The sequence below is a fragment of the Aeromonas enterica genome (assembly GCF_054052465.1).
The window spans coordinates 118,233-145,026 of sequence record NZ_JBSTYL010000006.1 but is presented as its reverse complement, the minus strand read 5'-3'; the positions used below and the strand labels follow the sequence as shown (position 1 = coordinate 145,026).

Annotated in this window: 21 protein-coding genes; 11 read left to right on the top strand and 10 right to left on the bottom strand. The window is 61.6% G+C overall.

Annotated features, from left to right (window positions below):
* Positions 1–460 precede the first annotated feature (460 nt).
* The 6 genes from ACW5XD_RS09255 to ACW5XD_RS09230 form a co-directional block, all read right to left on the bottom strand.
* Positions 461–2,194: a methyl-accepting chemotaxis protein gene (locus tag ACW5XD_RS09255; RefSeq protein ID WP_456494647.1), complete on the bottom strand. Its 1,734-nt coding sequence runs from the start codon at positions 2,192–2,194 to the stop codon at positions 461–463.
* A gap of 51 nt (positions 2,195–2,245) precedes the next feature.
* Positions 2,246–3,256 carry a galactose/methyl galactoside ABC transporter permease MglC gene (gene mglC, locus ACW5XD_RS09250; RefSeq protein ID WP_042870254.1) on the bottom strand — a complete coding sequence of 337 codons (1,011 nt, stop codon included), beginning with the start codon at positions 3,254–3,256 and terminating at the stop codon, positions 2,246–2,248.
* A gap of 16 nt (positions 3,257–3,272) precedes the next feature.
* Positions 3,273–4,793 carry a galactose/methyl galactoside ABC transporter ATP-binding protein MglA gene (gene mglA / locus ACW5XD_RS09245; RefSeq protein WP_456494646.1) on the bottom strand — a complete coding sequence of 507 codons (1,521 nt, stop codon included), beginning with the start codon at positions 4,791–4,793 and terminating at the stop codon, positions 3,273–3,275.
* A gap of 54 nt (positions 4,794–4,847) precedes the next feature.
* A complete protein-coding gene (gene mglB / locus ACW5XD_RS09240; protein WP_456494645.1) occupies positions 4,848–5,834 on the bottom strand; it encodes a galactose/glucose ABC transporter substrate-binding protein MglB in 987 nt (328 codons plus the stop codon).
* Between the two features lie 234 nt (positions 5,835–6,068).
* The gene (locus ACW5XD_RS09235) at positions 6,069–9,134 is read right to left on the bottom strand and encodes a beta-galactosidase (protein ID WP_456494644.1); all 3,066 of its coding nucleotides are present in this window, start codon (positions 9,132–9,134) and stop codon (positions 6,069–6,071) included.
* A 218-nt stretch (positions 9,135–9,352) separates the two neighbouring features.
* Complete coding sequence (locus ACW5XD_RS09230) at positions 9,353–10,357, bottom strand: substrate-binding domain-containing protein (RefSeq protein ID WP_456494643.1); 1,005 nt, start codon at positions 10,355–10,357, stop codon at positions 9,353–9,355.
* A gap of 203 nt (positions 10,358–10,560) precedes the next feature.
* Between ACW5XD_RS09230 and galE the strand changes: the two genes are divergently transcribed.
* From galE to bacA, 6 genes are all read left to right on the top strand, one after another.
* On the top strand, positions 10,561–11,574 hold the full coding sequence (gene galE / locus ACW5XD_RS09225; RefSeq protein WP_456494642.1) for a UDP-glucose 4-epimerase GalE: 1,014 nt from the start codon (positions 10,561–10,563) through the stop codon (positions 11,572–11,574).
* Between the two features lie 107 nt (positions 11,575–11,681).
* A complete protein-coding gene (locus ACW5XD_RS09220) occupies positions 11,682–12,740 on the top strand; it encodes a UDP-glucose--hexose-1-phosphate uridylyltransferase (protein ID WP_456494641.1) in 1,059 nt (352 codons plus the stop codon).
* Complete coding sequence (gene galK / locus ACW5XD_RS09215; RefSeq protein ID WP_456494640.1) at positions 12,737–13,885, top strand: galactokinase; 1,149 nt, start codon at positions 12,737–12,739, stop codon at positions 13,883–13,885. The genes ACW5XD_RS09220 and galK overlap by 4 nt, the downstream gene beginning before the upstream one ends.
* Complete coding sequence (locus ACW5XD_RS09210) at positions 13,882–14,910, top strand: galactose-1-epimerase (protein ID WP_456494639.1); 1,029 nt, start codon at positions 13,882–13,884, stop codon at positions 14,908–14,910. Before galK ends, ACW5XD_RS09210 begins: the two co-directional genes overlap by 4 nt.
* Positions 14,911–15,054: 144 nt before the next feature.
* Complete coding sequence (locus ACW5XD_RS09205; RefSeq protein ID WP_456494699.1) at positions 15,055–16,056, top strand: aldo/keto reductase; 1,002 nt, start codon at positions 15,055–15,057, stop codon at positions 16,054–16,056.
* 138 nt (positions 16,057–16,194) lie between these two features.
* On the top strand, positions 16,195–17,010 hold the full coding sequence (gene bacA / locus ACW5XD_RS09200) for an undecaprenyl-diphosphate phosphatase (protein WP_456494638.1): 816 nt from the start codon (positions 16,195–16,197) through the stop codon (positions 17,008–17,010).
* A gap of 60 nt (positions 17,011–17,070) precedes the next feature.
* On the opposite strand, the gene ACW5XD_RS09195 is transcribed toward bacA, so the two are convergent.
* The 3 genes from ACW5XD_RS09195 to ACW5XD_RS09185 form a co-directional block, all read right to left on the bottom strand.
* Positions 17,071–17,748 (bottom strand): ChrR family anti-sigma-E factor, encoded by a 678-nt coding sequence (locus ACW5XD_RS09195; RefSeq protein ID WP_456494637.1) that lies wholly within the window; start codon positions 17,746–17,748, stop codon positions 17,071–17,073.
* The gene (locus ACW5XD_RS09190) at positions 17,741–18,310 is read right to left on the bottom strand and encodes a sigma-70 family RNA polymerase sigma factor (protein WP_042035936.1); all 570 of its coding nucleotides are present in this window, start codon (positions 18,308–18,310) and stop codon (positions 17,741–17,743) included. Before ACW5XD_RS09190 ends, ACW5XD_RS09195 begins: the two co-directional genes overlap by 8 nt.
* Positions 18,311–18,444: 134 nt before the next feature.
* Positions 18,445–19,011, bottom strand: a complete 567-nt coding sequence (locus tag ACW5XD_RS09185; protein ID WP_456494636.1) for an LON peptidase substrate-binding domain-containing protein — start codon at positions 19,009–19,011, stop codon at positions 18,445–18,447.
* A gap of 312 nt (positions 19,012–19,323) precedes the next feature.
* On the opposite strand from ACW5XD_RS09185, the gene argS reads away from it, so the two are divergent.
* The 4 genes from argS to hslU all read left to right on the top strand — a co-directional run bounded on the left by argS (position 19,324) and on the right by hslU (position 24,008).
* A complete protein-coding gene (gene argS / locus ACW5XD_RS09180) occupies positions 19,324–21,069 on the top strand; it encodes an arginine--tRNA ligase (RefSeq protein ID WP_456494635.1) in 1,746 nt (581 codons plus the stop codon).
* Between the two features lie 3 nt (positions 21,070–21,072).
* Positions 21,073–21,891 (top strand): SPOR domain-containing protein, encoded by an 819-nt coding sequence (locus tag ACW5XD_RS09175; RefSeq protein ID WP_456494634.1) that lies wholly within the window; start codon positions 21,073–21,075, stop codon positions 21,889–21,891.
* Positions 21,892–22,081: 190 nt separating this feature from the next.
* Entirely contained in the window at positions 22,082–22,615 is a 534-nt protein-coding gene (gene hslV, locus ACW5XD_RS09170; protein WP_139406081.1) for an ATP-dependent protease subunit HslV, read from the top strand.
* A gap of 64 nt (positions 22,616–22,679) precedes the next feature.
* The gene (gene hslU / locus ACW5XD_RS09165) at positions 22,680–24,008 is read left to right on the top strand and encodes an HslU--HslV peptidase ATPase subunit (RefSeq protein ID WP_456494633.1); all 1,329 of its coding nucleotides are present in this window, start codon (positions 22,680–22,682) and stop codon (positions 24,006–24,008) included.
* A gap of 70 nt (positions 24,009–24,078) precedes the next feature.
* Here the strand turns inward: hslU and ACW5XD_RS09160 are convergent, their stop codons facing one another.
* Positions 24,079–25,467: an MFS transporter gene (locus ACW5XD_RS09160; protein WP_456494632.1), complete on the bottom strand. Its 1,389-nt coding sequence runs from the start codon at positions 25,465–25,467 to the stop codon at positions 24,079–24,081.
* A 196-nt stretch (positions 25,468–25,663) separates the two neighbouring features.
* Between ACW5XD_RS09160 and ACW5XD_RS09155 the strand changes: the two genes are divergently transcribed.
* Positions 25,664–26,584 carry a LysR family transcriptional regulator gene (locus ACW5XD_RS09155; protein ID WP_456494631.1) on the top strand — a complete coding sequence of 307 codons (921 nt, stop codon included), beginning with the start codon at positions 25,664–25,666 and terminating at the stop codon, positions 26,582–26,584.
* Positions 26,585–26,794: the final 210 nt, after the last annotated feature.

Sequence of the window (26,794 nt, the reverse complement as noted above, 5' to 3'; positions counted from 1 at the left end):
GTCGGAAGATAGGATCAAATAATTTGAATTTAAAACACTCAACCATATGATTTTAAATGATAAAAATCGCAACAAGTTTCTTGTGTAACGAGATACATAAAAACGTTTTTCATGCTGTCATTGTCGTCCCCTGCGAAATCCTTATAGTTACTCATGCACGGACGCAATGAAGTCGGTCAGGAAGACTGGCTGCCAGGGTTGGGCAAATGGACTCACCACAGGATGTGGTAAAGGACACCTCCCAGGATGGAGAAAGTGCGACGGGAACGGATGACTCGTCAGGCCATGATGGCTAAAGGACACCCCAAAGGATTGGGAAGGGGAAACCTAAAGGAAGAGGTATAGTCAGGGATTGCAGGGAGCAACTTCGTTCAAGGACATGAGCGATAAGACTATCGGGGGCGACGCAAGTCGCCCCCATCTTTTTGGCTTTTTTATCTGGGCCACACTCCAGATGCCGTTACTCCAAGCGGAAGTGCCCTACGATTTCCCTCAGCCTGTGATAGGTCTGCTGCATCGAAGCAGCGCTGGTTACTGTCTCTTTTCCATTGTGCGTCAGCTGACGAATCACCTCGGCGATGGCGCTCATGTTGCGGTTAATCTCTTCCGCTACCGCACTCTGCTGCTCCGCCGCCGTGGCGATATGGCTGATGAGATCGTTGATCTCCACCACCTCGCCTGCCATCAGATCCAACGATTCGTTGACCTTGGTGGTGTTCTCGGCGGCGCCCTGGCAGCTCTGCTTGGTGTTGCTCATGGCCTCCACTACTGTGCGGGTGCCTCGCTGCAGACTGGCCAGCATGGTCTGGATCTCGGCGGTACTCTTCTGGGTGCGAGCCGCTAGCGAGCGGACCTCGTCGGCCACCACAGCGAAACCGCGTCCCTGTTCACCGGCGCGAGCCGCCTCGATAGCGGCATTGAGCGCCAGCAGGTTGGTCTGTTCGGCAATGCTGCCGATCACCCCAAGCACTGAGCCAATCTGCTGCACATCCTGTTGCATGGCTTCGATGGAGCGGGCTGTCTCCTCCACCTCGTCCACCAATGCCATCACGCTAGCCATGGCCTGATCAACCACCTGGCGTGACTGGCTTGCCAGCTGCTGGCTCTGACCAGTCAGCTGGGCCGTGCTGGCAGCACTTTCCGACACGGAGACGGCGGTGCGGCTCATCTCGTTGATGGCCGTCACCACCTGCTCGGTCTCACGCACATGATCCGCCAGCAGGGACTGCGCAGCCCCAGTCTGGCTGGCCAGCCCCTCGATACCGGTATTGAGCTGGCCACTGGCCTCGCGCACCTCCCCCATCATCTCTTGCAGACGCTCGATAAAGCAGTTGATACCGGCCGATATCTGGCCAAGATCATCCTTGCTCGTCACTGTCAGGCGGCGGGTCAGGTCGCCGCTGCCACGGGAGAGTTCCAGCACCAGATCCCGCAGCGAGAGGATGGGACGATAGGCGACATTGAGCGCCAGCATGGCCAACAACAATACCAGCACGGCTACCGCCAGCAGGGCCATGACGATCTGGCTATTGAGCGCCTGGGTCATGGTACGGATGTAGTCAAGATCTATGTAGCCGGTCAGTACCCAGTTGCTACCGCGAATATCCAGCTGGTTGGGGCGTGATTCGCTCTCCCCCTGTGGCTTGCTGCTGTAGAGCACATTGCCCTGATTGTCGGCAAGCGAGAAGTAACGGCCTTCCCCGCTTACCTTCTCCAGCAGGTTCTTGAACTCGCTCATGTCGAGGTAATAAAGGTAGGCAGAGTCGGCCCCTCGCGGCACCAGAATGGAGATGACGGGTTTGCCATCCACCTGCTGCAGCGGGCTGACGGTGATCCGGTTGTTGGCTTCAGGGATCAGTTTGCGCAGCGCATCGACCCTGGCCGTGTCGTTGATGACGCCGCTCACGTCGAACGCCATGTCGCCGATCACTTTGACGATGTTGTGAAATCCTGTCTCTTCGAGAGTCTTCTTGACGTTGGTTACCCCGAAGTTGAGATTGGCCGCCAACAGGATTTTCTGATTGATGTCCCCCGCCAGCTTCTCTTTGACCAAGGCTATCTGCTCGTTGATGTTCTGGGTGGCCTGAGTGCGAATGTAGCCACTGATGAAGTGATTCACACTGAGCCATGCGGTGCCGATGGTGACCAAGATGGCCAGCAGCAGCAAGACGTAAATCTTGACCTTGAATGGCATGGGATCCCTCCAGAAGAGAGGGCCGGCATGGCCAGCCCTCTCTGCCAATCGTTATTTCTTCTTGGCGTACTTCATGGAGTCCAGGGCCACCGCCAGTATGATGATGCCGCCCTTGATGATGAACTGCCAATACGGGCTGACTCCAATATAGGTCAGACCGTAGTTGATCAGGGTGAAAATAAGCACACCCGTGATCACCCCGGCAACCGTACCCACGCCACCGGCAAACGAGACACCGCCAACCACGCAGGCCGCGATGGCATCCAGCTCATACATGAAACCCAGGTTGTTGGTGGCACTGCCAATGCGGCCCGCTTCCAGCATACCGCCGAAGGCGTAGAAGACACCCGCCAGGGCATAGATCATCACCAGGTTGACCGCCACATTGACGCCAGAAACCTTGGCCGCTTCGGGGTTGCCGCCGATGGCGAAGATGTTCTTGCCAAAACGGGTCTTGTTCCACAGCACCCAGACAAAGACGCTGGCGATGGCAGCATAGAAGGTGAGGTAGGATAGCTTGAACCCTCCCAGCTTGATAAAGCCCTGAGCGAAGCTCGAGAAGCGAGGGTCAAAACCGGCCACCGGCGAGGCACCCACGGAATCAAAATAGAGGGAGTTGATGCCGTAGACGATGATCATGGTGCCCAGGGTGGTAATGAACGGGGTTACGTTCAGATAAGCCACAATAAGGCCGTTGACCAGGCCTATCAGAGCTCCCACGGCACATACCAGCAGGATCACCACGGGAATGGGCACCTCCCCCAGACTTGGGAACACCTTGTTGACGTTGGTCAGCGCCTGCAACATGGTAGCGGCAATCAGTGCCGCCAGACCGACCTGACGGCCGGCCGACAAATCCGTACCCTGAGTGATGATGATGCCTGCCACCCCCAACGCTATGATGACCCGCACCGAAGACTGGGTCAGTATGTTGCTGAAGTTGGTGAGGCTCAGGAAGGAGGGCTCCTTGATCACTATGATCATGAGCAACACCAGCAACACCACATAGATGCCGTTCTCTTTGAGCGCCTGCATCAGATTGAAATTTTTAGCCGACTCCATAAATGTCTTCCTGTCTCTAAAGGTACAGAGATGCCAGGCGCAGTATCTCGCTCTGGTCAGTTTCTTTGGTATTGACGATCCCGGCGACCCGGCCATTGCTCATGACCATGATGCGATCCGTGATCCCCAGCAATTCCGGCATCTCTGAGGAGATGATGATGATGCCCTTGTCCTTCTTGGCCAGCTCCAGAATAAGCTGGTAGATCTCGAACTTGGCCCCCACGTCAATCCCGCGGGTCGGCTCGTCCAGCATCAGGATCTCCGGCTGAGTCAGCAACCAGCGGCCGATGATCACCTTCTGTTGGTTACCACCGGACAGCGAGCCGATCTGGGTCTGCTGGGTCGGCGTCTTGACCCGCATGGAGTCGATGACCCACTGTGTATCACTCTTCATCTTGTTGTCGCTGAGCAGCCCCATCGAGCCTTTGTAGCTGTCCATATTAGCGATCAGGGAGTTGAACGCGATATCGAGACGAGAGTAGATACCGGTGGAGCGGCGCTCTTCCGTCACCAACGCGAAACCGTTGCGAATGGCTTCGTGAGCGTTGTGGTTGGCCACCTCTTTGCCATGGAGCTTGATGGAGCCCTCGTTGCGGTCGCGAATCCCGAACAGGGTCTCGACGATATCGGTCCGCTTGGCGCCCACCAGACCGGCGATGCCGAGGATCTCCCCCTTGTGCAGATCGAAGGTGATGTCCTGAATGGAGGGCTGGTTCTTGGCCGTCAGATGCTCAACCTCGAGGATGACCTCTTTTGGCTGGTTGGTTTTTTCAGGGAAGCGCTGGGTCAGTTCACGGCCAACCATCATGCCGATGATCTGATCCATGGTCATGCCCTTGAGCGGCTGGGTTGCCACCCACTGGCCATCCCGCAATATGGTGATCTCGTCACACAGCTGGAAGATCTCTTCCATCTTGTGGGAGATGTAGACGATGCCGCAGCCCTTCTCTTTCAGCTTGTTGATGATCTTGAAGAGATGATTGACCTCTTTCTCGGTCAGAGAGGAGGTCGGCTCATCCATGATGACGATCTTGGCATCGTAGGAGAACGCCTTGGCGATCTCGATCATCTGCATCTGGGACACAGAGAGCGTGCCCACCTTGACCCTGGGATCTATATCGATATCCAGTTCGTCGAAGATATGCTTGGTGTCGTCATACATCTTGCAGTGGTCGATGAACCAGCCCTTGGTGGGATAGCGACCGAGCCACATGTTATCCATTACGGTGCGTTGCAACACCAGGTTCAGCTCCTGGTGCACCATGGAGACGCCATTTTCCAGCGCCTCTTTGGAGGAGGTAAAATTGATCTCCTGCCCCTTGAAGAAGATCTTGCCCTGATCCTTCTCGTAGATGCCGAACAGGCACTTGAGCAGGGTGGATTTCCCCGCCCCGTTCTCGCCCATCAACGCATGCACAGAATGAGGACGGACCCGTAAATTGACATTATCGAGTGCCTTGACGCCGGGAAAGCTCTTACTGACGTCAATCATCTCCAACAGCCATTCTGATTGTTGCTGTGTTGTCATATCAGCCATCACATCTGGTTGAAAAAAAGGGCAAGGGGATCTCCCTTGCCCTGGAGGAGGGAATTACTCGAATTTGGACAGGTTGTCTTTATCTACACCCACGTAAGCAACACGCACGACCTTGTTGACGATATTCCACTTGGTGCCTTCACCAGCCGGCTTACCTTCACCCAAGTTCTTGGTCAGCTCGAAAGTGGCTTTCGCCTGGTTGGCCGCATCGTTCAGCACGGTACCGGCCATGGCGCCGCTCTTGACCATGGCAAGCGCCTCGGGCAGCGCATCCACACCGAATACCGGGATGGCGGTCTTGCCCTGAGCCTTCAGTGACTCGACAGCACCCATTGCCATGCCGTCGTTGTTGGCGATGACCACTTCGATCTTGTTGGCGTTGGGACCGGAGATCCAGGCGTCCATCTTGTCTTTCGCCATGGCGGTATCCCACATACCGGTATCCATGTGCAGTTGCTGGGTCTTGATGCCACCCTCGTTCAGGGTCTTGATGACATAGGTGGTGCGGGCTTCCGCATCCGGATGACCCGGCTCACCCTTGAGCAACACGAACTGGATGACGCCATCTTTGTTCAGATCCCAGGCCGGGTTGGCTTTCCAGTGCTTGGCGATCAGCTGACCCTGAATGATGCCTGACTCCTTGGAGTCGGTACCCACGTAGTAGGCCTTGTCATAACTGGCCAGATCGGCAGCACTCGGTTCCTTGTTGTAGAACACCACGGGCACATCTTCACCACGGGCCTTCTCGATCACGACAGGGGCGGCTGCCGGGTCAACCAGGTTGATTGCCAGAGCTTTCACCCCCTTGGCCAGCAACACATCGACCTGATCGTTTTGCTTGGACTGGTCATTCTGGGAGTCATTCATCAACAGCTCCACCCCAGGGTTCGCCGCAGCTTCCTTCTCGATAGCCTTGCGTACAACCGCCATGAAGTTGTCGTCATACTTGTAAACGGTCACCCCCAAACGGGTTTCGGCATGGGCAGTGGCTCCTGCCATCAAGCTCATCAGTACGGCGGCAACGGTCGTGATTTTTTTCATTGTTATGCTCCGATCTCTCTATCTGTTTTTGTAGGGAATGCTGTACGCCATTTGAACTGGCGCCAGCCTAATGTAATCAGTTTGTTGTATGGCGTTCTGTGATCATGACAACAAAATGAAAACGTTTACACTCTGTTACATAGCAACAAATTCATTAAAAAACATGCGGTTGTGATTATTTTCTTGTTATAGAGACCTGATGGCAGCCCTCTACTACTAATTAATTGCTCAGATTCAGCGTAGAACACAGTTCCAATAGTAGCCTCCCGGCTGCAACCAATATTCCGGTCTCACGCTCTGACTCCAGGAGTCATCACCACCAATCCCCATGTGAAAGCCATCAAGGCAGAGATACAGCCCCCCCTCGGCCACCAGATCTGTCTGGTGACGTGCCAGAGCCAGTTGTTGCTGGCTGTAGCGACTAACGCTGAAATGGAACCGCCCTTCGACAGCGATCTCCCCCAGTTGCAGTTGACGGGTATCACAGCGCAGCCCGTTGTCGGTCGGGAAGACATAAGGGGTATACAGGTCAGCCAACGGCAACTGCCAGCGGCCGAGATCGGCGCCGAGCAGACGATCCGGATAGTTTTCGTGAGGACCCAGACCCAACCAGCTCACCTCTACCACCTCGTCAACCAACCAGAGCAGGGCGCCGATCCGGGGCAGTGACGGCATGTCGGCCGCTACCTCCACCTCGATGGCGAGGTGCATGGCGCCATCCTGGTCGAATTCGTGCCGCCAGCAGGTCAACAGCTTGAGATCCTCACCGACGAAGTAGCCGTGACGTACCGTCACAACGCCTTGGTCAGGGCTCACTACCAGTTCGAGGCAGCGGTGCTGCAACTCATTGAGCCCGGCCTCCTGCCAGCGAGCGATCCAGGCGTTGGGATCGGCGTGGTCCGCCTCGCTGGTACCGATGTCGTTATCGAGCGGTGCCCGATAAAAGTGATCGGCGATGACCTCTTTCAGTTGCTCGCGCCCCAGCTTGCACCAGCTGTGGATGCGGCCGCTGGCCTTGTCCAGCCGCCACTCGCTGGCGGCCGCCCGGATCTGCCAGCCATCCGCCAGCTCGATAAAGGTGGCCGGCGGGCGGGCAACAGGCAGCGTCAGAGGCGCAGGCAGCCTGCATTGCTGGCGCGCCACCTCGTGACCGGCCGCTGACCAGGCCGTGGCTGCAGGTTGCACTATGGCGAGATCCAGCCAGGCGAGTGTCCCCGGCGCAAAGGCAGGCAACCGCTCCAGCAGAGTCAGCGTCACACTTCCCTGAGGTGCCAGGGTGAGTGGCCATTCACCCTGGCTCACCACCATCCCGTCTTCGCACAGCCGCCACTGCAACCGCTCGTTGTCCGTCGGGCGGAACAAATATTCGCTGCGGATCTCGACCGTCAGCGGCTGGTGCTCAAGCAGCGTCAGCACGAACGGCTGCTGGGCCCGCTTCGCTTCGAACAGGGCGGGATGCGGGGTGCGGTCGGGGAACAGCAGGCCGTTGCAGCAGAACTGGCGATCGTTGGGGCTGTCGCCGAAATCACCGCCATAGGCCCAGAAATGACGGCCGTCATCGGTCAGCTTGTCCAATCCCTGATCGACCCAATCCCAGACGAAACCACCCTGTAACTGCGGATGATCACGAAATGCCTGCCAGTAGTGGGCATAGCCCCCCAGGCTGTTGCCCATGGCGTGGGCGTATTCACAGAGGATCAGCGGCCGGGTCTCCTCCGGCAGGCCGATCCACTTGGCCAGCGCCCACTTGGGCACCGCCGGGAAGGGCTGGTCCTGATGGGTACGGGCATACATGGGGCAGATGATGTCGGTGGCCGGGGTATCGGCCCCGCCCCCTTCGTACTGCACCGGACGGCTCGGATCCGCCCGCTTGACCCAGCCATACATGGCATCGTGGGCCGGGCCGTAGCCCGACTCGTTGCCGAGGGACCAGATGATGATCGAGGGGTGGTTGAAGTCTCGCGCCACCATGCGGGTCACCCGCTCCAGGAAGGCGTTGCTCCAGGCGGGATCCCGCGCCAGTCGCCCCATGGGGGTCATGCCGTGGGTCTCCAGGTTCGCCTCATCCACCACGTAGAGGCCGAGCCGGTCGCACAGCCGGTAAAGCTCGGGGTGATTGGGGTAGTGAGAGCAGCGCACCGCGTTGAAGTTGTGCCGCTTCATCAACAGCAGATCCTGCTCGATGGCGGCGGGGGTCACCACATGACCGCCGGCCGCATCGTGTTCGTGACGGTTGGCACCGCGAATGAGCAGCGGCTGGCCGTTGACCCGCAGCAGGCCGCCACGGATCTCCACCGCCCGAAAGCCCACGTCATAGGCTTCGCTCTCGATGGGTTCCCCCTGCTCGTCCAGCAGGGTCAGGGTGAGGCGATAGAGGTGAGGGGTCTCGGCGCTCCACTTGCGCGGGGCCGTGACCGCCAGCCACAACTCGCTGCGATCCTCATAGGCCCCCTTCTCGTCGATGGTTGCCGTGCCGAGCCGCTGGCGCAGGTTGGCCACCCGCTCTGTGCCGTCGTAGAGGCTGACCTCCACCGACAGGCCCGCTGCGTTGGCGGCCTGCAGCTCGATCTTGAGACGAGCATCCCGATAGCAGACATCCAGCACGGGCGTAACCCGGATATCCATCAGATGACGGGCCGGTTTGTGCAGCAGACTGACGGAGCGGAAGATGCCGCTCAGGCGCCACATGTCCTGATCCTCCAGATAGGAGCCATCTGACCAGCGCAGCACCAGCACAGCCAGCCGGTTGCCGCCGGCCTGCAGGAAGGGGCTCAGATCGAATTCGGCAGGCAGCCGGCTGTCCTGGGAGTAACCCACCCAGCTGCCGTTGCAGAACAGGTAGAAGGCGCTGTCGACCCCGTCGAAGATGATGCGGGTCTGGCCGCCGGCCAGCCAGTCGGCAGGCAACTCGAATTCGCGAGAGTAGCAGCCGGTCGGATTGGCAGCCGGCACCCTGGGCGGATCGCAGGGGAAGGGATACTTGATGTTGGTGTAGATAGGGCCGTCCGTGAGCGGACGCGACGCCGGGTAGGTGGCATCCAGCTGCCAGTTGCCCGGCACCCTGATGGCACACGCCTGCGGCAGATCCTGCGTCAGCCAGCCATCGGGCACCCGCTCGGGCGCCTCGAAGAAGGAAAAGCGCCATTCGCCATCCAGCAGCCGGCGGGACGGCGAAGCGAGATCGGCACGGGCGTCAGCCTCGCTGCGCCAGCTGAACAAGGGGGTATGGGCAGCCAGACGATTCACCGATGTAATCGCCTGGGTCTGCCAATCCTGACGGGCCACTATCTCCCTGAGCATTCTTCTCTCTCCCTGCATGAACGCCGAAAACGTATGCAGTGTAGGGGAGTTTTGCCCGGTGATCGGCGATCCCGCTCACACAGATGTAAACGATTACACTGATTTTGTTAAGTAAAACAGGGTAAAAATGAGCTAAATGAAGGTAAAAGACCGAGCCCCCGGATCACAGGCCTGAAAAACGGCGATCCGGGGGAGGAAATCGGCGTGAATGGAGGGGGTCAGGCCCGCACGGGGGCCACGGAGTGACGATTGATCAGGGTCGGCGTGTAAATACGGCTCTGCACCGACTCGCACTCACCCGCCGCCAGCTGCAGCGCCAGCTTGGCTGCCTGGGCTGCCATCAGCTCAATGGGATAGCGCATGGTGGAGAGCTTGGGTCTCAGGTATCTGGCGTAGATGATGTCATCGAAGCCCACCACTGAGACCTCCTCCGGCACCTTGAGGCCGTTGTCGGCCAGCACAGAGATGGCGCCGGCCGCCATGGCATCGTTGTAGGCCACCACGGCCGTGATGGGTTGCCCCTTGGCAAGCAGGTTGAGCATGGCACGCTCTCCCCCCTCCTCGTTGGGCATGCCGCTCTCCACCAGCTCGGGATCGGCGAACAGCCCAGCCTCGGCCAGCGCATCCTGATAACCCTGCAGCCGCAAGGTGGCATCCTCAATGACGTGATCCGAACTGAGGAAGGCGATGTGGCGGTGGCCCAGATCCAGCAGATGACGGGTCGCCGTGGCGGCACCCTGCCGGTTGTTGAGGGCGATACAGCGCCCCTTCAGGGCCGGGATGTCGCGGTTGATCAACACCATGCCGGGCACCCGCAAGGCGTAGTCGATGAGCTCTTCATCGCTCAACGCCTTGCTGTGCACCACCAGCGCCTCGCAGCGTTTGCCGATCAGCAGCTCGATGGATTCCCGCTCTTGCTGCGCCCTGTGAAAACCATTACCCATCAACAGGTGTAACCCCTGTTCCACCGCAATCACCGCGACCCCCTTGATCAGGGCGCCGAAGAAGGGATCCGCCACATCACCCACCAGCACCCCCATGGTGTCACAGGTTCTGCTGACCAGTGCGCGAGCATTGGCATTGGGGGTGTAGCCCAACTCGGCCATGGCCTTTTGCACCACCTCGCGGGAGGCGGCACTGGCCTTGGGTGAGTTGTTCATCACCCGTGAAACCGTTGCCACAGATACCTTGGCCAAACGGGCGACATCCTTGATGGTGCTCATGCTGTTTTCACTTATTTCACGGTTCAAGACGGCGCCATTATACCGAGCAATGTCACTGATAACAGGAGAAAAAGCCACATAGCTGCATTTATGACCACGCCAACAAGTGTAATCGTTTCCACATATTTGTTAACCAGTTCACAGTTTACCCGTCGAAGCCTCGGCTAGACTCCTTCACAGGCTTTTTTAGCGTGGAGAAGAGGATGAAAGTACTGGTCACCGGCGGCTGCGGCTACATCGGCAGCCACACCTGTCTGGCCTTGCAGGCCGCGGGAATGGAACCCGTGGTGGTGGATAACCTCTGCAACAGCAAGGCGGGCGTACTGGCTCGCATCGCCGCCATCAGCGGGCGTGAGCCCCTCTTCTATCAGGGGGACATTCGTGATCCGGCCCTGCTGGATCGCATCTTCGGTGAGCAACAGATAGCCGCCGTGATCCACTTCGCCGCCCTCAAGGCGGTCGGTGAATCCACCCGTCTCCCCCTCGAATACTACGAGAACAATCTGGGCGGTACCCTCACCCTGTTGCAGGCGATGAAACGCGCCGGGGTGAGCAGCCTGGTGTTCAGCTCGTCGGCCACCGTCTATGGCGATCCGGCCAGCACGCCCATCCGGGAGGACTTCCCGCGCAGCGCCACCAATCCCTACGGGCGATCCAAGCAGATCATCGAGGAGATCCTCGAGGATCTGCAGCGGGCCGAACCCCACTGGAGCATGACGCTGCTGCGCTACTTCAACCCGGTCGGCGCCCACGAATCGGGCACCCTGGGAGAAGATCCCCAGGGCATACCCAATAATCTGATGCCCTTCCTGACCCAAGTCGCCATCGGCCGCCGCGACACGCTCTCCGTCTTTGGAAACGATTACCCCACCATCGATGGCACAGGGGTGCGCGACTATATCCACGTGATGGATCTCGCCGAGGGGCACGTCAAGGCGCTGCAACATTGCGCCAGGCAGGGGGGCGTACACGTCTACAACCTGGGCACGGGTCAGGGCCAGAGCGTGTTGCAGATGGTCGCAGCGTTCGAAGCCGCCTCCGGTCGGCCGCTGCCCTATCGCATCGAACCCAGGCGCCCAGGCGACATCGCCGAGTGTTGGGCCGATCCCGCCAAGGCAGAGCGCGAGCTGGGCTGGCGTGCCAGTCGGGATCTCGCAACCATGTGCACCGACAGCTGGCGCTGGCAGTCCGCCAACCCCCAGGGGTATGAGGCGTGATGTCCGTTTTGCTCCCTTCTCCCGTCGCGGGAGAGGGGCCACAGATGAGAGGCGCCCCCGCCCTCATCACTGCCCGCAATTCCTTTTATTGAGCTTGAGGAGTGATGATGTTCAACCCGGTTGATCACCCCCACCGTCGTTTCAACCCGCTGACCGGTCAATACGTGCTGGTCTCCCCCCACAGAGCCAAGCGCCCCTGGCAGGGCCAGGTCGAGAAGGTCAGTCAGGCACCGAGCCAGTCCCACGATCCGGATTGCTTCCTCTGCGCGGGCAACCAGCGCGTCACCGGCGACCAGAACCCGGATTATCAGGGCACTTTCGTCTTCACCAACGACTTCGCCGCCCTGATGCAGGACACCCCGGCCGCCCGCGGCGACCAGGATCCCCTGCTGAAACTGGAGGCCGCCCGCGGCACCAGCCGGGTCATCTGCTTCTCGCCGGATCACGGCAAGACACTGCCCGAGCTGCCGCTGCCCGCCATAGAGGCGGTGATCACCACCTGGATGGAACAGGTGGCCGAGCTGTCAGCCCAGTGGGAGTGGGTGCAGGTGTTTGAAAACAAGGGCGCCGTCATGGGCTGCTCCAACCCCCACCCTCACGGCCAGCTGTGGGGCAGTGACTTTCTGCCCAACGAGATTGCCCGCGAAGAGCAGCACCAGCGCGACTGGCTGACCGAGCACGGTCGCCCGCTGCTGGTGGACTACGTGGAGCGGGAGCTGGCGGATCGCACCCGCATCGTGGTGGAAACAGCACACTGGCTGGCCGTCGTTCCCTTTTGGGCCGCCTGGCCGTTCGAAACCCTGCTGCTGCCCAAGACCCATGTGCCCTCCCTGCTCGGCCTCACCCCCGAGCTGCAGCAGGATCTGGCGGTGGCGCTCAAGGAGCTCACCAGCCGTTACGACAACCTGTTCGAGTGCAGTTTCCCCTACTCCATGGGCTGGCACTTCGCGCCGCCACACTCCGACTGCCCGGAAGCCTGGCAACTGCACGCCCACTTCTATCCCCCCCTGCTGCGCTCCGCCACAGTGCGCAAATTTATGGTGGGCTTCGAGATGCTGGCAGAAACCCAGCGGGACCTGACGCCGGAACAGGCGGCAGAACGACTTCGCGCCCTGAGCCCCATTCACTACAACCAGACCAGCCAAGCCAATGAGGAGGCCCTATGACCCCCAGCCAACGCGTCAGCGCCGTTTTTGCAGAGCAGTTTGAGCAGCAACCCGACCTGCTGGTGCGCGCCCCCGGCCGCGTCAACCTCATCGGCGAGCACACCGACTACAACGACGGCTTCGTGCTGCCCTGCGCCATCGACTACGAGACCTGCGTCGCCATCGGCCTGCGCGATGACAGCCTGGTGCACGTGATCGCCGCCGATTATGGCAATCAGCGCGACCTGTTCGATCTGAACCAGCCCATCACCCACCATGCCGATCAGCGCTGGAGCGACTACATCCGCGGTGTGGTGAAATACCTGCAGGTGCGCGGCCATGCGCTGCGCGGCCTCAACCTGGTGGTCTCGGGCAACGTGCCGCAGGGCACCGGCCTGTCGTCGTCCGCCTCGCTGGAGGTGGCCATAGGCCAGGCCTTCAAGGAGGCGCTGGGGCTCGACATCAGCCAGGCCGAGATCGCGCTTAACGGCCAGCAGGCGGAGAACCAGTTCGTCGGCTGCAACTGCGGCATCATGGATCAGATGATCTCCGCCAGCGGCAAGCAGGATCATGCCCTGCTGCTCGACTGTCGCTCGCTACAGACCCGCCTCATCCCCATGCCCCCCGATCTGGCGGTGCTGATCGTCAACTCCAACGTGCGGCGCGGCCTGGTGGACAGCGAATACAATACCCGCCGTCAGCAGTGTGAAACCGCCGCTCGCCACTACGGGGTCAAGGCGCTGCGCGACCTCGACATGGCTGCGCTGGAAGCGGGCAAAGCCGGGCTGGATGAGGTCTGCTACCGCCGTGCTCGCCACGTGGTGGGCGACAATACCCGTACCCTGGCCGCCGCCGATGCGCTGGAGTCCGGCGATCTGGTGCGCCTCGGCGAACTGATGGCCGCATCCCACGCCGCCATGCGCGATGACTTCGAGATTACCGTGCCCCCCATAGACGGTCTGGTGGAGATCATCAAGGCCAGGCTCGGCCGCGAGGGCGGTGTGCGGATGACGGGCGGCGGCTTCGGCGGCTGCGTGGTTGCCCTGCTGCGCCCGGCGCAGGTCGCCGAGGTGATTGCCGCCGTCGACGCCGAGTATCCGGCCCGCTTCGGCCTCAAGGCCGACAGCTATGTCTGCCGCGCCAGTGCCGGGGCAGGCAAGATATGAGCAACGCCATGATCCCGTTCGAGCTGGAAAACGAAGAGGGGCTACGCCTGCGCGGCCTCGACTTTGGCGCCACTCTCACCTCCCTCACCCTGCCGGTCGCAGGCAAGCACCGCGAGGTGCTGCTGGGCTGTGCCGATGAGGCCTATCCTGCACAGCAGGTGTGGCTGGGCGCAGTCGCCGGGCGGTTTGCCAACCGCATCGGCGGCGCCGAACTGGTTCGCGATGGTCAACACTGGCCGCTGGATGCCAATCAGGCGCCCCACTGCCTGCACGGCGGACGGGAGGGCTTTCATCGCCTGCGCTGGCAGATCAAGGAGCAGGAGACAGACAGAGTCAAACTAGCCCTGCTGTCAAAGGCGGGCGATCAGGGCTTTCCCGGCAACCTGCGGGTGACCCTGGAGTACCGGCTGGAACAGTGTGATCTGGTGGTCGATTTCAGGGCCAGCACGGATGCGCCGACCCCGGTCAGCCTCACCAGCCACGCCTACTTCAACCTGGATGGAGGCGGCGATGTGCGCGACCACACCATCAGCCTCAACGCCGATCACTTTCTGCCAACCGATGAGAGCGGTCTGCCGCTGGCCATTGCGCCGGTGGAAGGCCCCTTCGATCTGCGCGCCCCGCATCCCATGGGCCTGGATTGGCTGGGCCATCCCCAGCAACGGCAGGCCAGAGGGTACGATCACGCCTTCCTGCTCAATCATCTGCAGCATGACGGCCAGGATCATCCCGCTTTACTGCTCGATGGCCCGGAACAGACATGGGCCGCACGAGTGCTATCCGGCGATCGGCTGCTGGCGATGGAGGTCTACACCAACCAGCCTTCGCTGCAGTTCTACACCGGTAACTGGCTGGCCAACACGCCGAGCCGCAGCGGCCAGCCGCATCGGGATTACGACGGCTTCTGCCTGGAGGCGCAGCAGTTGCCGGACAGCCCCAACCGACCCGAGCTCGGCAATCCCTGGTTGCTGCCTGGGCACTACTATCACCACCAGACCCGTTACCGTTTCATCTTCGCCAGCTAAAACGGCGGGGCCGCGGCGTCACCCTCCGGCTCCCCCGTTGCCAGAGGAGCCTGCTCGCCCCCCCGGCAAGGGATAGATGCGTTCGCCACCGACGCAAGTCATGACCACACCCGTTATCGCACCGACCCAGGAGTCTTGATGAACATGGATGAACACTACCTCGCCGCGCCCGACCGCTATCAGCGCCAGCCCTATCGACCCGTGGGCCGCCACGGCCTGCGCCTGCCCAGCATAGGGCTCGGGCTCTGGCACAACTTCGGCGAGGGGAGCGATCCCGCCAGGGTAAAGGCCATGGTGCACCAGGCGTTCGACCTGGGCATCACCCACTTTGATCTCGCCAACAACTACGGACCACCCCCCGGCTCCGCCGAGACTACCTTCGGCCGCGTACTCAAGGGCAGTCTGGCCCCCTACAGAGACGAGCTGATCATCGCCAGCAAGGCGGGCTATGTGATGTGGGACGGTCCCTACGGGGATGGCGGCAGCGCCAAGTACCTGTTTGCCAGCCTGCACCAGAGCCTGCGCCGGCTCGGCCTCGACTATGTGGACATCTTCTATCACCACAGGCCGGATCCCCGCACCCCGCTGGAGGAGACCTGCCAAGCGCTGGCGCTCATGGTGCGTCAGGGCAAGGCGCTCTATGTCGGCCTCTCCAACTACCCGGCCAGACTGGCCGCCCAGGCGGTAGCCCGGCTGGCCGAACTCGGCACACCCTGTCTGGTCAATCAGCTCAAATACTCGCTGTTCCAACGCGACATCGAAGCCGAGACCCTCCCGGTCTGTCGCGAGCAGGGGGTGGGAGTGGTGGCCTTCTCGCCGCTGGCGGGCGGCCTGCTCAGCAACCGCTATCTGGCTGGCATACCGGCGGACTCTCGCGCCGCCAGCGGCAGCCCTTTCCTCAAGCCGGAGCAGATAACTGCAGACAAGCTGGCCAGGATCCAGGCCCTGCACGCCCTGGCACAACAGCGAGGGCAGGAGTTGTCACAGCTGGCGTTGCAGTGGGTGCTGCGCGATCCCGTGGTGAGTTGCGCCCTGATCGGCGCCAGCAGCCCCCTGCAGATAGTGAGCGCGGTCGAGGCCCTGGCCCTGGCCCTGGCCCCGCTGGACGAGACGTTGCAACGACAGATAGAAGCAACCTTGGCCTGACCCGCTCGCAACCTCCCCATTGCAAGGGGGAGGCTCCAATATTCACTGGTTGCCCGTCCGATTTTCCTCCATCATTGGTCGCCCCCGGCTCGGCTCGGGGCTGACCTCATCCGGACCAATAATCAAGAGATCTGAAACATGACAGAGTCTTACGCCCTGTTTGTCGCATTTGTGCTGGGCATAGTGGAGGGCCTGACCGAGTTCCTCCCCGTCTCCTCCACCGGCCACATGATCATCGTCGGCCACCTGCTTGGCTTCGACGGCCCCAAGGCTGCCACCTTCGAAGTGGTGATCCAGATGGGCTCCATCCTGGCGGTGGTCGCCGTGTTCTGGCGCCGCCTGTTTGGCCTGATCGGCATCCACTTTGGCCAAAAACCGGCGCAGGGACACGCCACTCTCTCTCTGGTGCACATCATCCTCGGCATGCTGCCCGCCGTGATCATAGGTCTCGCCATCCACAGCTGGATCAAGGCCAACCTGTTCGGCCCCGAGACCGTGATGTATGCCCTGGTCGCCGGCGGCATATTGCTGATCATCGCCGAGAAGTGTCGCCCGGCGGTACGCTCCGAGACCCTGGATGACATCAGCTACCAGCAGGCGTTCGGCATAGGTCTGTTCCAGTGCCTGGCGCTGTGGCCCGGTTTCTCCCGCTCCGGCGCCACCATCAGCGGCGGCATGCTGATGGGGATTAGCCGTCAGGCGGCGGCCGAGTTCTCCTTCATTCTGGCGGTGCCCATGATGGTGGCCGCCAGCGGGCTGGATCTCTACAAGAGCCGCGACCTGCTTTCCCTGGCCGACTTCCCCATGTTTGCGGTGGGCTTTGTCACCGCCTTCGTGGTCGCCATGATTGCGATCAAAACCTTCCTGGCGCTGATCCGTCGCCTCGACTTCATCCCATTCGCCATCTACCGCTTCGTGGTGGCCTTCGCCGTCTACCTGGTGTTTGTGGCCTGATCCGGCCGAGCGCCCATCAAAAAGGGACCTTTCGGTCCCTTTTTCTATTGCCGCCCGTCTTCAATAGAGACGATGGCTGATGCCGTTGAGCAGCCGCGACAGCCCCTTGGTGAACTGCACCGGTGCATCCTGCACCGTGTAACAGAGGCAGCCGTCCGGCGTGTGCGGGCTGTGGGCGTGGCTGGCATCACGCCAGATGAAATCCCCCGCCTGATAACAGGTATCACCATCCTGAATATTGCCCGCCAGCAGCAGGGTCAACTCATAGCCCTGATGAGTGTGCTCGGGAATGCGGCCACCCGCCTCGATATGGAGCAGGCTGGCGCGGGCCCCCAGCTCGTCCAGCGGCAGGCTGTGCTGACGAATGGCGCCGATGTGGCGCCATTTGGGGGCATGGTGGCGCGCCAGCACCCTGGGCAACCGGTATGACTGGCCCGCCACCTGCAACTCGGGCGCCGCTCGCACCGGCTGGCTGAGCTCGGCCGGGCTGGCCACCGGCTGTTGCAGTATGCCGGCCAGCATGGCGTCAAGTTCCACCGGCATGGTCTCGTTCATCGCTGCGGGCTTATCTGCCGGCTCCAGATACTGGCGAGCCAGTTCCTCTTCACAGGCTCGCAGACTGGCAGCACACTCGGGGCAAAGCTCGCAATGGGCAGAGACGCCGACGGCCAGCGGCAAGGGCAGCTCGTCGGCGGCGAAGGCGCGCAACATGGCGTGAGTCGGATGGGTTTTAATCATGGCCTTGCTCCACTTGCTCTTTCAATTTCTGTAATGCCAGTCTGAGGCGGGATTTGATGGTGCCCAGCGGCACGCCGAGTCGCTCGGCCAGCTCCTGCTGGGAGAACTCCTGCAGATAGATGCCGCGCACCACCTGCTGTTGTGGTTCCGGCAGGGTGGCAAGGTAGTGCGCCATCTGACGGGTCAGCACCGCATCTTCACCACCGCTCAGGTGCTCCTCTTCCGCCCTGAATTCCAGCATGGGCCACAACTCCTCGGCGCAGAGGTCCTCCTTGCTGGCGCGGCGGCGGCGCAGCATGTCGAAGCTCTGGTTGCGCATGACGGTGTAGATCCAGGTGGTCGGTGCCCCCTTCTCGGGGTGGTAGAGGCGAGCCTTCTGCCACACCAGCAGCATGGTTTCCTGCACCAGCTCCATGGCGTTGGCCTCGCTGCCGAGGTGACGCAGCCCATAGCTGCGGATACGCGGCGCAAAGTGATGAAACAGGCGGGCAAAGGCTGCCTTGTCGGCCTGCTCGGCGACCCGGATGAGAAGGGACTTCAGATCGCCATCTGGGTTATCCATGGGGGGCGATATCCTGCGCTGAGTCGATTGGGGTTGGCCAGTATATGCCATTGCGCCATGCCTTGAATGTTGTGGTCATCACCATTACGCCGGGCGCGAAAAAAGGATCACAAGGCTGGGCCGAAAATATTCGCTCAATGGCTGGCAACCAGCAGACCACTCAGCAGGGAGAGGGCGGGCTGGTTGTCATCCGCCGCCAACAGCCACTGCTTCTGTTCTACGGGAATGGGCAACACCTCCAGCCAGCGCTGTGCCACCCAGCTGGCGTCCTCCCAGTCGGGATCCTGATAGAGGGCCGCATATTCCGGGTAGTCGTTGAATACCTCCTGCAACACCCTGGCCAGCGAGTGCTGATCGGCATTGAGCCGACCCGCACGCCAGGGTGGCAGCAGCGCCACTTCGCCCACCCGCAGCCCGTCGGGCTCCTGCCATAGATCGGTGATCCTGACCCGCTCCATGCCGAGCACCGTGATGCCCAGCAGACCATCCGGCAGTTGATCGAAATCGATGATCTGCACTCGGGTGGCGATGGGGTACATGTTGCGCAACGCATCGGGCTGGCGAGGGTCAAGCATGCATAGCACAAAGCCCTGATCTCCCGCCTCGGCGATCATGCGCTGGTATCTGGGCTCGAAGATACGCAGCGGCATGATGCCGCCGGGCAGCAGGTGAGCCGAGAGCGGAAACAGCGCCAGTTTCATCGGGATATTCCTCTTTAGAAGATGACTACTAATACGACCGCCGCAGAAGGGCAGATCATTCAGATCGAGTTGGAATAAAAAAACCGTTAACAATCAGGGGAAATAGCCTGGACAAGCTGCTTCGATATGCAGTAGAAATGGATAAGCACCATTTATCCCCTTGAATATTCTGGATAATGGCGGCAAATGCAGTGAAATATCCGCCCAACCCACTCTGGCGGGCCGTCCCTATAGTTTTCTCGGGCCGATGCGGGTAAAATTCACGCCCTTGTATATCAGTCATTTTTCGACGCACAACCTTGGTGGTCAGTTATGAAAGAGCATATTCATCATCTACTTGAACAAACGGTAGCCAATCTCAAGTCAGCAGGCGTGTTGCCGGCGGACCTGGAAGCCCGGGTGCAAGTAGACCGATGCAAGGAGAAGGCTCACGGTGACCTGGCCACCAACCTGGCCATGCTGCTGGCCAAACCGGCCCGCAAGAATCCCCGTGAGCTGGCCGCTGCCATCATAGAGCACCTGCCCGCCTCGGACCTGATCGCCAAGGTCGAGATCGCCGGCCCCGGCTTCATCAACTTCTTCTTCGACCAGCGCTGGCTGGCCGGCCAAGTCGAGGCCATGGTGACCTCCGCCAATGCCAACGTGAAGCTGCCCGCCCCACAGACAGTGGTAGTGGACTACTCGGCGCCGAACGTAGCCAAAGAGATGGCGGTGCACCACATCCGTTCCACCGTCCTCGGTGACGTAGCCGCCCGTGCTCTGGAATTCCTCGGCCACAAGGTGGTGCGCGCCAACCACATAGGTGACTGGGGCACCCAGTTCGGCATGCTGATCGCCTATCTGGAGAAGATGGCCAACGAGCACGCCAGCGACATGGCGCTCAAGGATCTCGAAGCCTTCTATACCCAGGCCAAGCGTTGCTACGACGAAGACGAAGCCTTCGCCGAGCGCGCGCGCAACTACGTGGTCAAGCTGCAGGGTGGCGATGAGTACTGCCGCACCATGTGGAAGAAGCTGGTCGACATGACCATGGAGCAGAACCAGATCAACTACGACCGCCTGAATGTCTCCCTGACCAACAAGGACATCATGGGCGAGTCCATGTACAACGACATGCTGCCGCAAATCGTGGACGACCTGAAAGCCCGCGGGCTGGCGGTCGAGAGCGAAGGCGCTACCGTCGTCTTCCTGGACGAATTCAAAAACAAGGATGGCGAGCCCATGGGCGTCATCATCCAGAAGAGCGATGGCGGCTTCCTCTACACCACCACCGACATCGCCTGTGCCAAGTATCGTTACGAGACTCTGGGCGCCGACCGCGTCATGTACTTCATCGACTCCCGTCAGCACCAGCACCTGATGCAGGCCTGGACCATCACTCGCAAGGCGGGCTATGTGCCGGAATCAGTGCCCCTCGAGCACCACGCCTTCGGCATGATGCTGGGCAAGGATGGCCGTCCCTACAAGACTCGCTCCGGTGGCACCGTCAAGCTGGTTGACCTGCTCAACGAAGCCGAGGAGCGCGCCGCCGCCCTGCTGGAGAGCCGCAACAGCGACCTCTCCGCTGCAGAGAAGGCCAACGTGGTCAACGCCATCGCCATGGGCGCGGTGAAGTATGCGGATCTCTCCAAGAACCGCACCACCGACTACATCTTCGACTGGGACATGATGCTGTCGTTTGAAGGCAACACTGCCCCTTACCTGCAGTACGCCTACACCCGTATCCAGTCCATCTTCCGCAAGGCCAACATCGATGCCGAGACTCTTGGCGGTAATGTAACCCTGAACGAAGAGGCCGAAGAGGTGCTGGCCCAGAAGCTGATCCAGTTCTCCGACGCGATCAACGGCGTGGCGGATAAAGGCATGCCGCACCTGCTCTGTACCTACCTGTACGAGCTGTCCGGCAACTTCATGACCTTCTACGAAGCCTGCCCGATCAACAAGGATGGCGTCGACGAAGCGACCCGCCAGAGCCGTCTGCTACTGTGTGCCGCCACGGCCAAGGTACTCAAGCTGGGTCTGGGCGTACTGGGCATCCACACCCTGGAGCGCATGTAATAGATGGCGACCCGGGATTATGTCGGCAACCGCCCGCGACGTCGGGCGGGTGGTCGCAACACCAAGAAAGCGGCACCTCGCCGCTTTCCTGTTATCCCGGCCCTGCTGGCCGGGGCGCTGCTGGCCGGGTTCGGCGGCTTCCTCTACATGATCAATGGCAAGGGCAACGACGCCCCCACCATTGAAGAGCAGGTCAAGGCCAACAAGCCCAAGGCGCAGAACAACGGCTTGCCGCAGGAGAAGTGGAGCTATATCGAACGGCTGGAAAACAAGCAGGTCGATATCACGGAGCCGCCACCCCAACCGGGTGTGCTGCCACCGCCCCCTGCCCAGACCCTGACCCTGCAGCCGGAGAAACTGCCGCAACCTGTGCCGACCGACATTCCCCAGCCGGGAACGCCTATCGGCCAGGTTCAGCCCTACAAGCCGCAACCGGTTCAACCCGCCAAGCCGGCTCCCGTGGCCAGCGCCCAGGAGCAGGTGATCGACCGCAAGGCCGAGCGGGAGCGGATGGAACGTGAACTGCGGGCCGAGTTGGAACGGGAGCGGGCCGAAGCCGCCAAGTCCCAGACGGCGGCGGCCGACAGCGGTCGTTACATGATGCAGTGCGCCGCCCTGCGCTCGCAGGATTCTGCCGAGTCGCTCAAGGCACGTATCGCCTTTGGCGCCGGCCTCTCCTCCAGCCTGCAGGTGGTGAATGGCGCCAACGGCACCGTCTACAAGGTGATGGTGGGCCCCTTCAGCGGCAAGGCGGCCGTCGATGCGGCCAACCGCAAGCTGCAAGGCTCCGGCATCAGTGGCTGCATCCCCAAGAAGGGGTGACTTGCCGCCAGCGGATGAGTGAGCAGGGCCGGGTTGAAAACCCGGCTCTTTTTCTTTTCTGCGCCACGGCATCTCAACAGAGGTCGCCCCGTGGCGGATAATCCGCCAGGGTTGAAAAGCGCCGCGCCCATCCCCATCTTTCTTGCCATGCACAGTCAGGCCGTCATTCGGCTCAAGCGAGGTAAGTAAAGTGACTACCATAGTTTCAGTTCGCCGCAACGGGCAGGTCGTCATCGGTGGCGATGGCCAGGTTTCTCTTGGCAATACCGTCATGAAGGGCAATGCCCGCAAGGTTCATCGCCTCTATAACGGCAAGGTGCTGGCGGGTTTCGCCGGCGGCACTGCCGATGCCTTCACCCTGCTCGAGCGCTTCGAAGCCAAACTGCAGGCCCATCAGGGCAATCTGGAGCGCGCCGCCGTGGCGCTGGCCAAAGACTGGCGCACCGATCGCGCCCTGCGCCGCCTTGAGGCCTTGCTGGCCGTGGCCGACGAGCACAAATCCTTCATCATCACCGGCAATGGTGACGTGGTGCAGCCGGAGCATGACCTGATCGCCATCGGCTCGGGTGGCAACTTCGCCCAGTCCGCCGCCATCGCCCTGCTGGAAAATACCGAGCTGGATGCCAAAACCATCGTCGAGAAGTCCCTCAAGATTGCGGGCGACATCTGCGTCTTCACCAATGGCAACCACACCATTGAAGTGCTGGACTATTCGGCTAAATAAGCCAGCCAAGTAACCCATTCTCCAAGGGGTGGGCCCTGCCCGCCCCGGATACAGGAACTCCATCATGTCCGAGATGACCCCGAGAGAAATCGTCCACGAGCTGGACCGACACATCATTGGTCAGGCCGACGCCAAGCGCGCCGTCGCCGTCGCTCTGCGCAATCGCTGGCGCCGGATGCAGCTCGATGAAGAGATGCGCCACGAGGTGACCCCGAAAAACATCCTGATGATAGGCCCGACCGGGGTCGGCAAGACCGAGATCGCCCGCCGTCTGGCCAAGCTGGCCAACGCACCCTTCATCAAGGTGGAAGCCACCAAGTTCACCGAGGTGGGCTATGTGGGCAAGGAGGTGGACAGCATCATCCGCGATCTGACCGACGTCGCCATCAAGCTGGTGCGCGAGACCGAGATGGAGAAGATGAAATACCGCGCCGAGGAAGCCGCCGAAGAGCGCATCCTCGACGCCCTGCTGCCCAACCCGCGCAACAGCTGGGGCGAGGAGGAGAAGGCCGACAACTCCAACACCCGCCAGATCTTCCGCAAGAAGCTGCGGGAAGGCCAGCTGGATGACAAGGAGATCGAACTCGAACTGTCAGCCAGCCCCATGGGCGTCGACATCATGACCCCGCCGGGCATGGAAGAGATGGCCAGCCAGTTGCAGGGGCTGTTCCAGAACCTGGGGCAGAACCAGAAGAAGAAGCGCAAGATCAAGGTCAAAGAGGCCATGAAGGCGCTGATCGAAGAGGAAGCCGCCCGTCTGGTCAATCCGGAAGAGCTGAAGCAGAAAGCGATCGCCGCAGTCGAGAACAACGGTATCGTCTTCCTCGACGAGATCGACAAGATCTGCAAGCGGGGCGAGAGCTCCGGCCCCGACGTCTCCCGCGAAGGGGTACAGCGCGACCTGCTGCCACTGGTGGAAGGCTGCACCGTCAACACCAAGCACGGCATGGTCAAGACCGACCACATTCTGTTTGTCGCCTCCGGCGCCTTCCAGGTGGCCCGCCCGTCGGATCTGATCCCAGAGCTGCAGGGCCGTCTGCCGATCCGGGTCGAGTTGACCGCGCTCACCACAGATGACTTCGAGCGGATCCTGACCGAGCCGAACGCCTCGTTGACCGATCAGTACCAGGCGTTGATGGCCACCGAAGGAGTCAAGATCGAGTTCACCAAGGATGGCATCCGCCGTCTGGCCGAAGCGGCCTGGCAGGTCAACGAGCGCACCGAGAACATAGGTGCCCGCCGCCTGCACACCGTCATGGAGCGGTTGATGGAAGATATCTCCTACGATGCCTCCGAGAAGTCCGGCGAGACCTTCGTCATCGACGCCGACTACGTCAACGCCCACCTAGGGGCACTGATCGAGGACGAGGATCTGAGCCGCTATATTCTGTAAGCTCGCCCCCTTCCCGAACACGAAACGCCTCCCTTCGCGGAGGCGTTTTTTTATGCGCACCGGCTCAAGTTCATGCCGTGGCCAGCGCCCCCTCCCGACGGCGACCCACCAGCCAGAGCGCGGTACCAATCAACAGGGCGCTCAGGGCAAAGAGGGCCTGGGTGCCGAACACCAGTTCGCTGGCCATGGCCAGGCCCTGCTCTCCCACCAGAGTGGCGAACAGACCGCCGAGCCCAGCCACCCCCGTCAACTGGCCAAAATTGCGCGACAGGGTCAGCAGGCCGGCCACGGCGCCCCGGGTCTGCTCACTCGCGCCGCCCACCACGGCACTGTTGTTGGCGGTCTGGAACAGGGCATAACCTGCGGTCAGCAACAGTATGGGCAGCAGATAGCCAAGCGGGCCGAATTGCCCCGCCGCCCCGGCCAGGCCGAGGACTGCAATTTCCATACTTATCAGCCCCAGCCAGACCACCGGCCGCGCACCCAGCCGGTCCACCAGCCAGCCGGCAGGCATGCCCGTCAAGGCTGCCAGCAAGGGTCCGCCCGAGATCATGAGCCCGACTGTCGCCATGTCGAGCTCGAATACGCCGTGCAGGTAGAAGGGGCCGATCAGCAGGGTCAGCACCATGACGCTGGCCACCAGTGCACTGGCGAGCAGGCCATTGCGAAGCCGGGAGTCGGCCAGCAGTGCCAGCGGCAACAGAGAGATCTGGGCGCGGCGCTCTCGACCCATGAACAAGGCAGTGACAAGCAGCGCCCCCGCCCACAGCCCCAGCGACAGAGCGCCCCCCGAAGTCAGCGCCAGCCCGTAGCAGAGCAATGCCACCACCAGCAGTGACAGGCTAACCAGGCTCACTCTCTCTCTTTGTGGCAACCCCCCTTCAGATGGCAGGCCGACCATGCCGGCCCCCAGCGCCAGCAGACTGACGGGCACCAGCAGCAGGAAAGGGGCCTGCCAGCCAAACCCGCCGACCAGCAGGCCGCCAAACGAGGGGCCAAGGGCTGTGCCGCAGGCCGACAGGGAGCCGAGCAGCCCCATGCCCCAACCACGCTGCGCCGCAGGTACAAGCTGCCCCACCATGGCCAGCGCCAGAGAAAGCATGCAGGCCGCAGCGATACCCTGCAGGGCACGGGCCGCGATCAGCCAGCCGATGGTTGGCGCCAGGGCGCACAGCAATGAGGCCAGCGCAAATAGCCCAAGCCCCAGGAGCAGCAGGCGGCGCCGGCCAAACCTGTCGCCGAGCCGACCGGCCACCACGGTCAGACAGGTGATCCCCAGCAGGTAGGCCACCAGCACCCACTGCAGGCTCGCGAAAGGGACGGCAAACGCCTGTCCCAGCGCGGGCAGCGCCATGTTGGCCATGCTCCCCGCCAGCATGGGCAACAGGGTGGCCAAACCGAGCGCCAGCAAGCCGGCACGGCGAGTCCAGGGAGACGGGATTGGAACAGAAAATGACATGGGTGTGACCTCAAGCGAATCAGGATGACCACAAGGCTAGCCGTGACGCTGATCCGGCGGAAGACGCACGACATGCAGCTTATAGCTGCACGGCACGCCATATGAAGCCATGGATTCTCGCGTATAATGAGTCAACACACAGATATGATCGCCATCGGCTGATCACCCCGCATACCAGACCGGCGAGGGCACGACCATGAGCATCCCCGATTTCAACCTGCTGATCACTCTGGATGCGCTGCTCGATGAGGGCAGCGTAGCCGGCGCCGCCAGACGGCTGCGCCTCAGCCCCTCCGCCATGAGCCGGGCGCTGGCCCGCCTGCGTGAAACGACCGGGGATCCGCTGCTGGTACGTGCGGGCCGGGGACTGGTGCCCACGCCGCGCGCCCTGGCCCTGCGCGAGCGGGTCAGCCAGCTGGTGCAGGAGGCCGAAGCCGTACTGCGCCCCCAGCAGGAGATAGATCCGGCCAGCCTGGTGCGCACCTTCCGTCTCAGATCCAGCGACGGTTTCGTGGAGAGTGTCGGGGCCGCCCTGCTGGCGCGGCTCGCCGCCGAGGCGCCCGGGGTGCGGCTGCATTTCATGGCCAAGCCCGACAAGGAGAGCCAGCCCCTGCGCGGCGGTGAGCTGGATTTTGAAACCGGCGTGATCGGCACCAATACGGCACCCGAGCTGCATACCCAGGCCCTGTTCCAGGATCGCTTCGTCGTCGTGGTGCGGCCGGGCCATCCACTGTGCGAGGGCCCCCTGACCGCAGTCCGCTATGCCGCCGCCCGCCATGTGCTGGTGTCGCGGCGCGGGCAGGAGCACGGCCCCGTCGACGAGGCGCTCGCCACCCTGAAACTGGAGCGAGCCATCGCCACTCTGGTGCCGGGGTTTGCCACTGCACTGGCGCTGGTGCGGGACAGTGATCTGGTGGCCACCGTGCCCGCCCTGCACTGCGCCTCCCTGCACGCCGATCTGGTGACCCTGCCCCTGCCCTTCCCCTTGCCCGGGATCACCCTGGCCCTGCTCTGGCACCCACGGCTGGACGCCGACCCGGCCCACCGCTGGTTGCGCACCCTCATCCGCGAAACCTGCGCCCGCGCCCCCTATCAAGCCACTCCGAAAGAGCGGTGATCTGTACCGCCATAGCCAGACGCGCTACCCAGATACAACACTGTGAAAGCACCTCTGCCGAGGTGTTTTCTTTCATGATGCCTGGCCAGACGGGCGACCCCTCTTGCCCCCCTTTCCCCATAAAAGCCAAAACCCAGAATGCACCACTGGTATACCTATTTATATATAGCCTTGAATTGTATCGAATTACCCCTGAGGAGATATATAAAT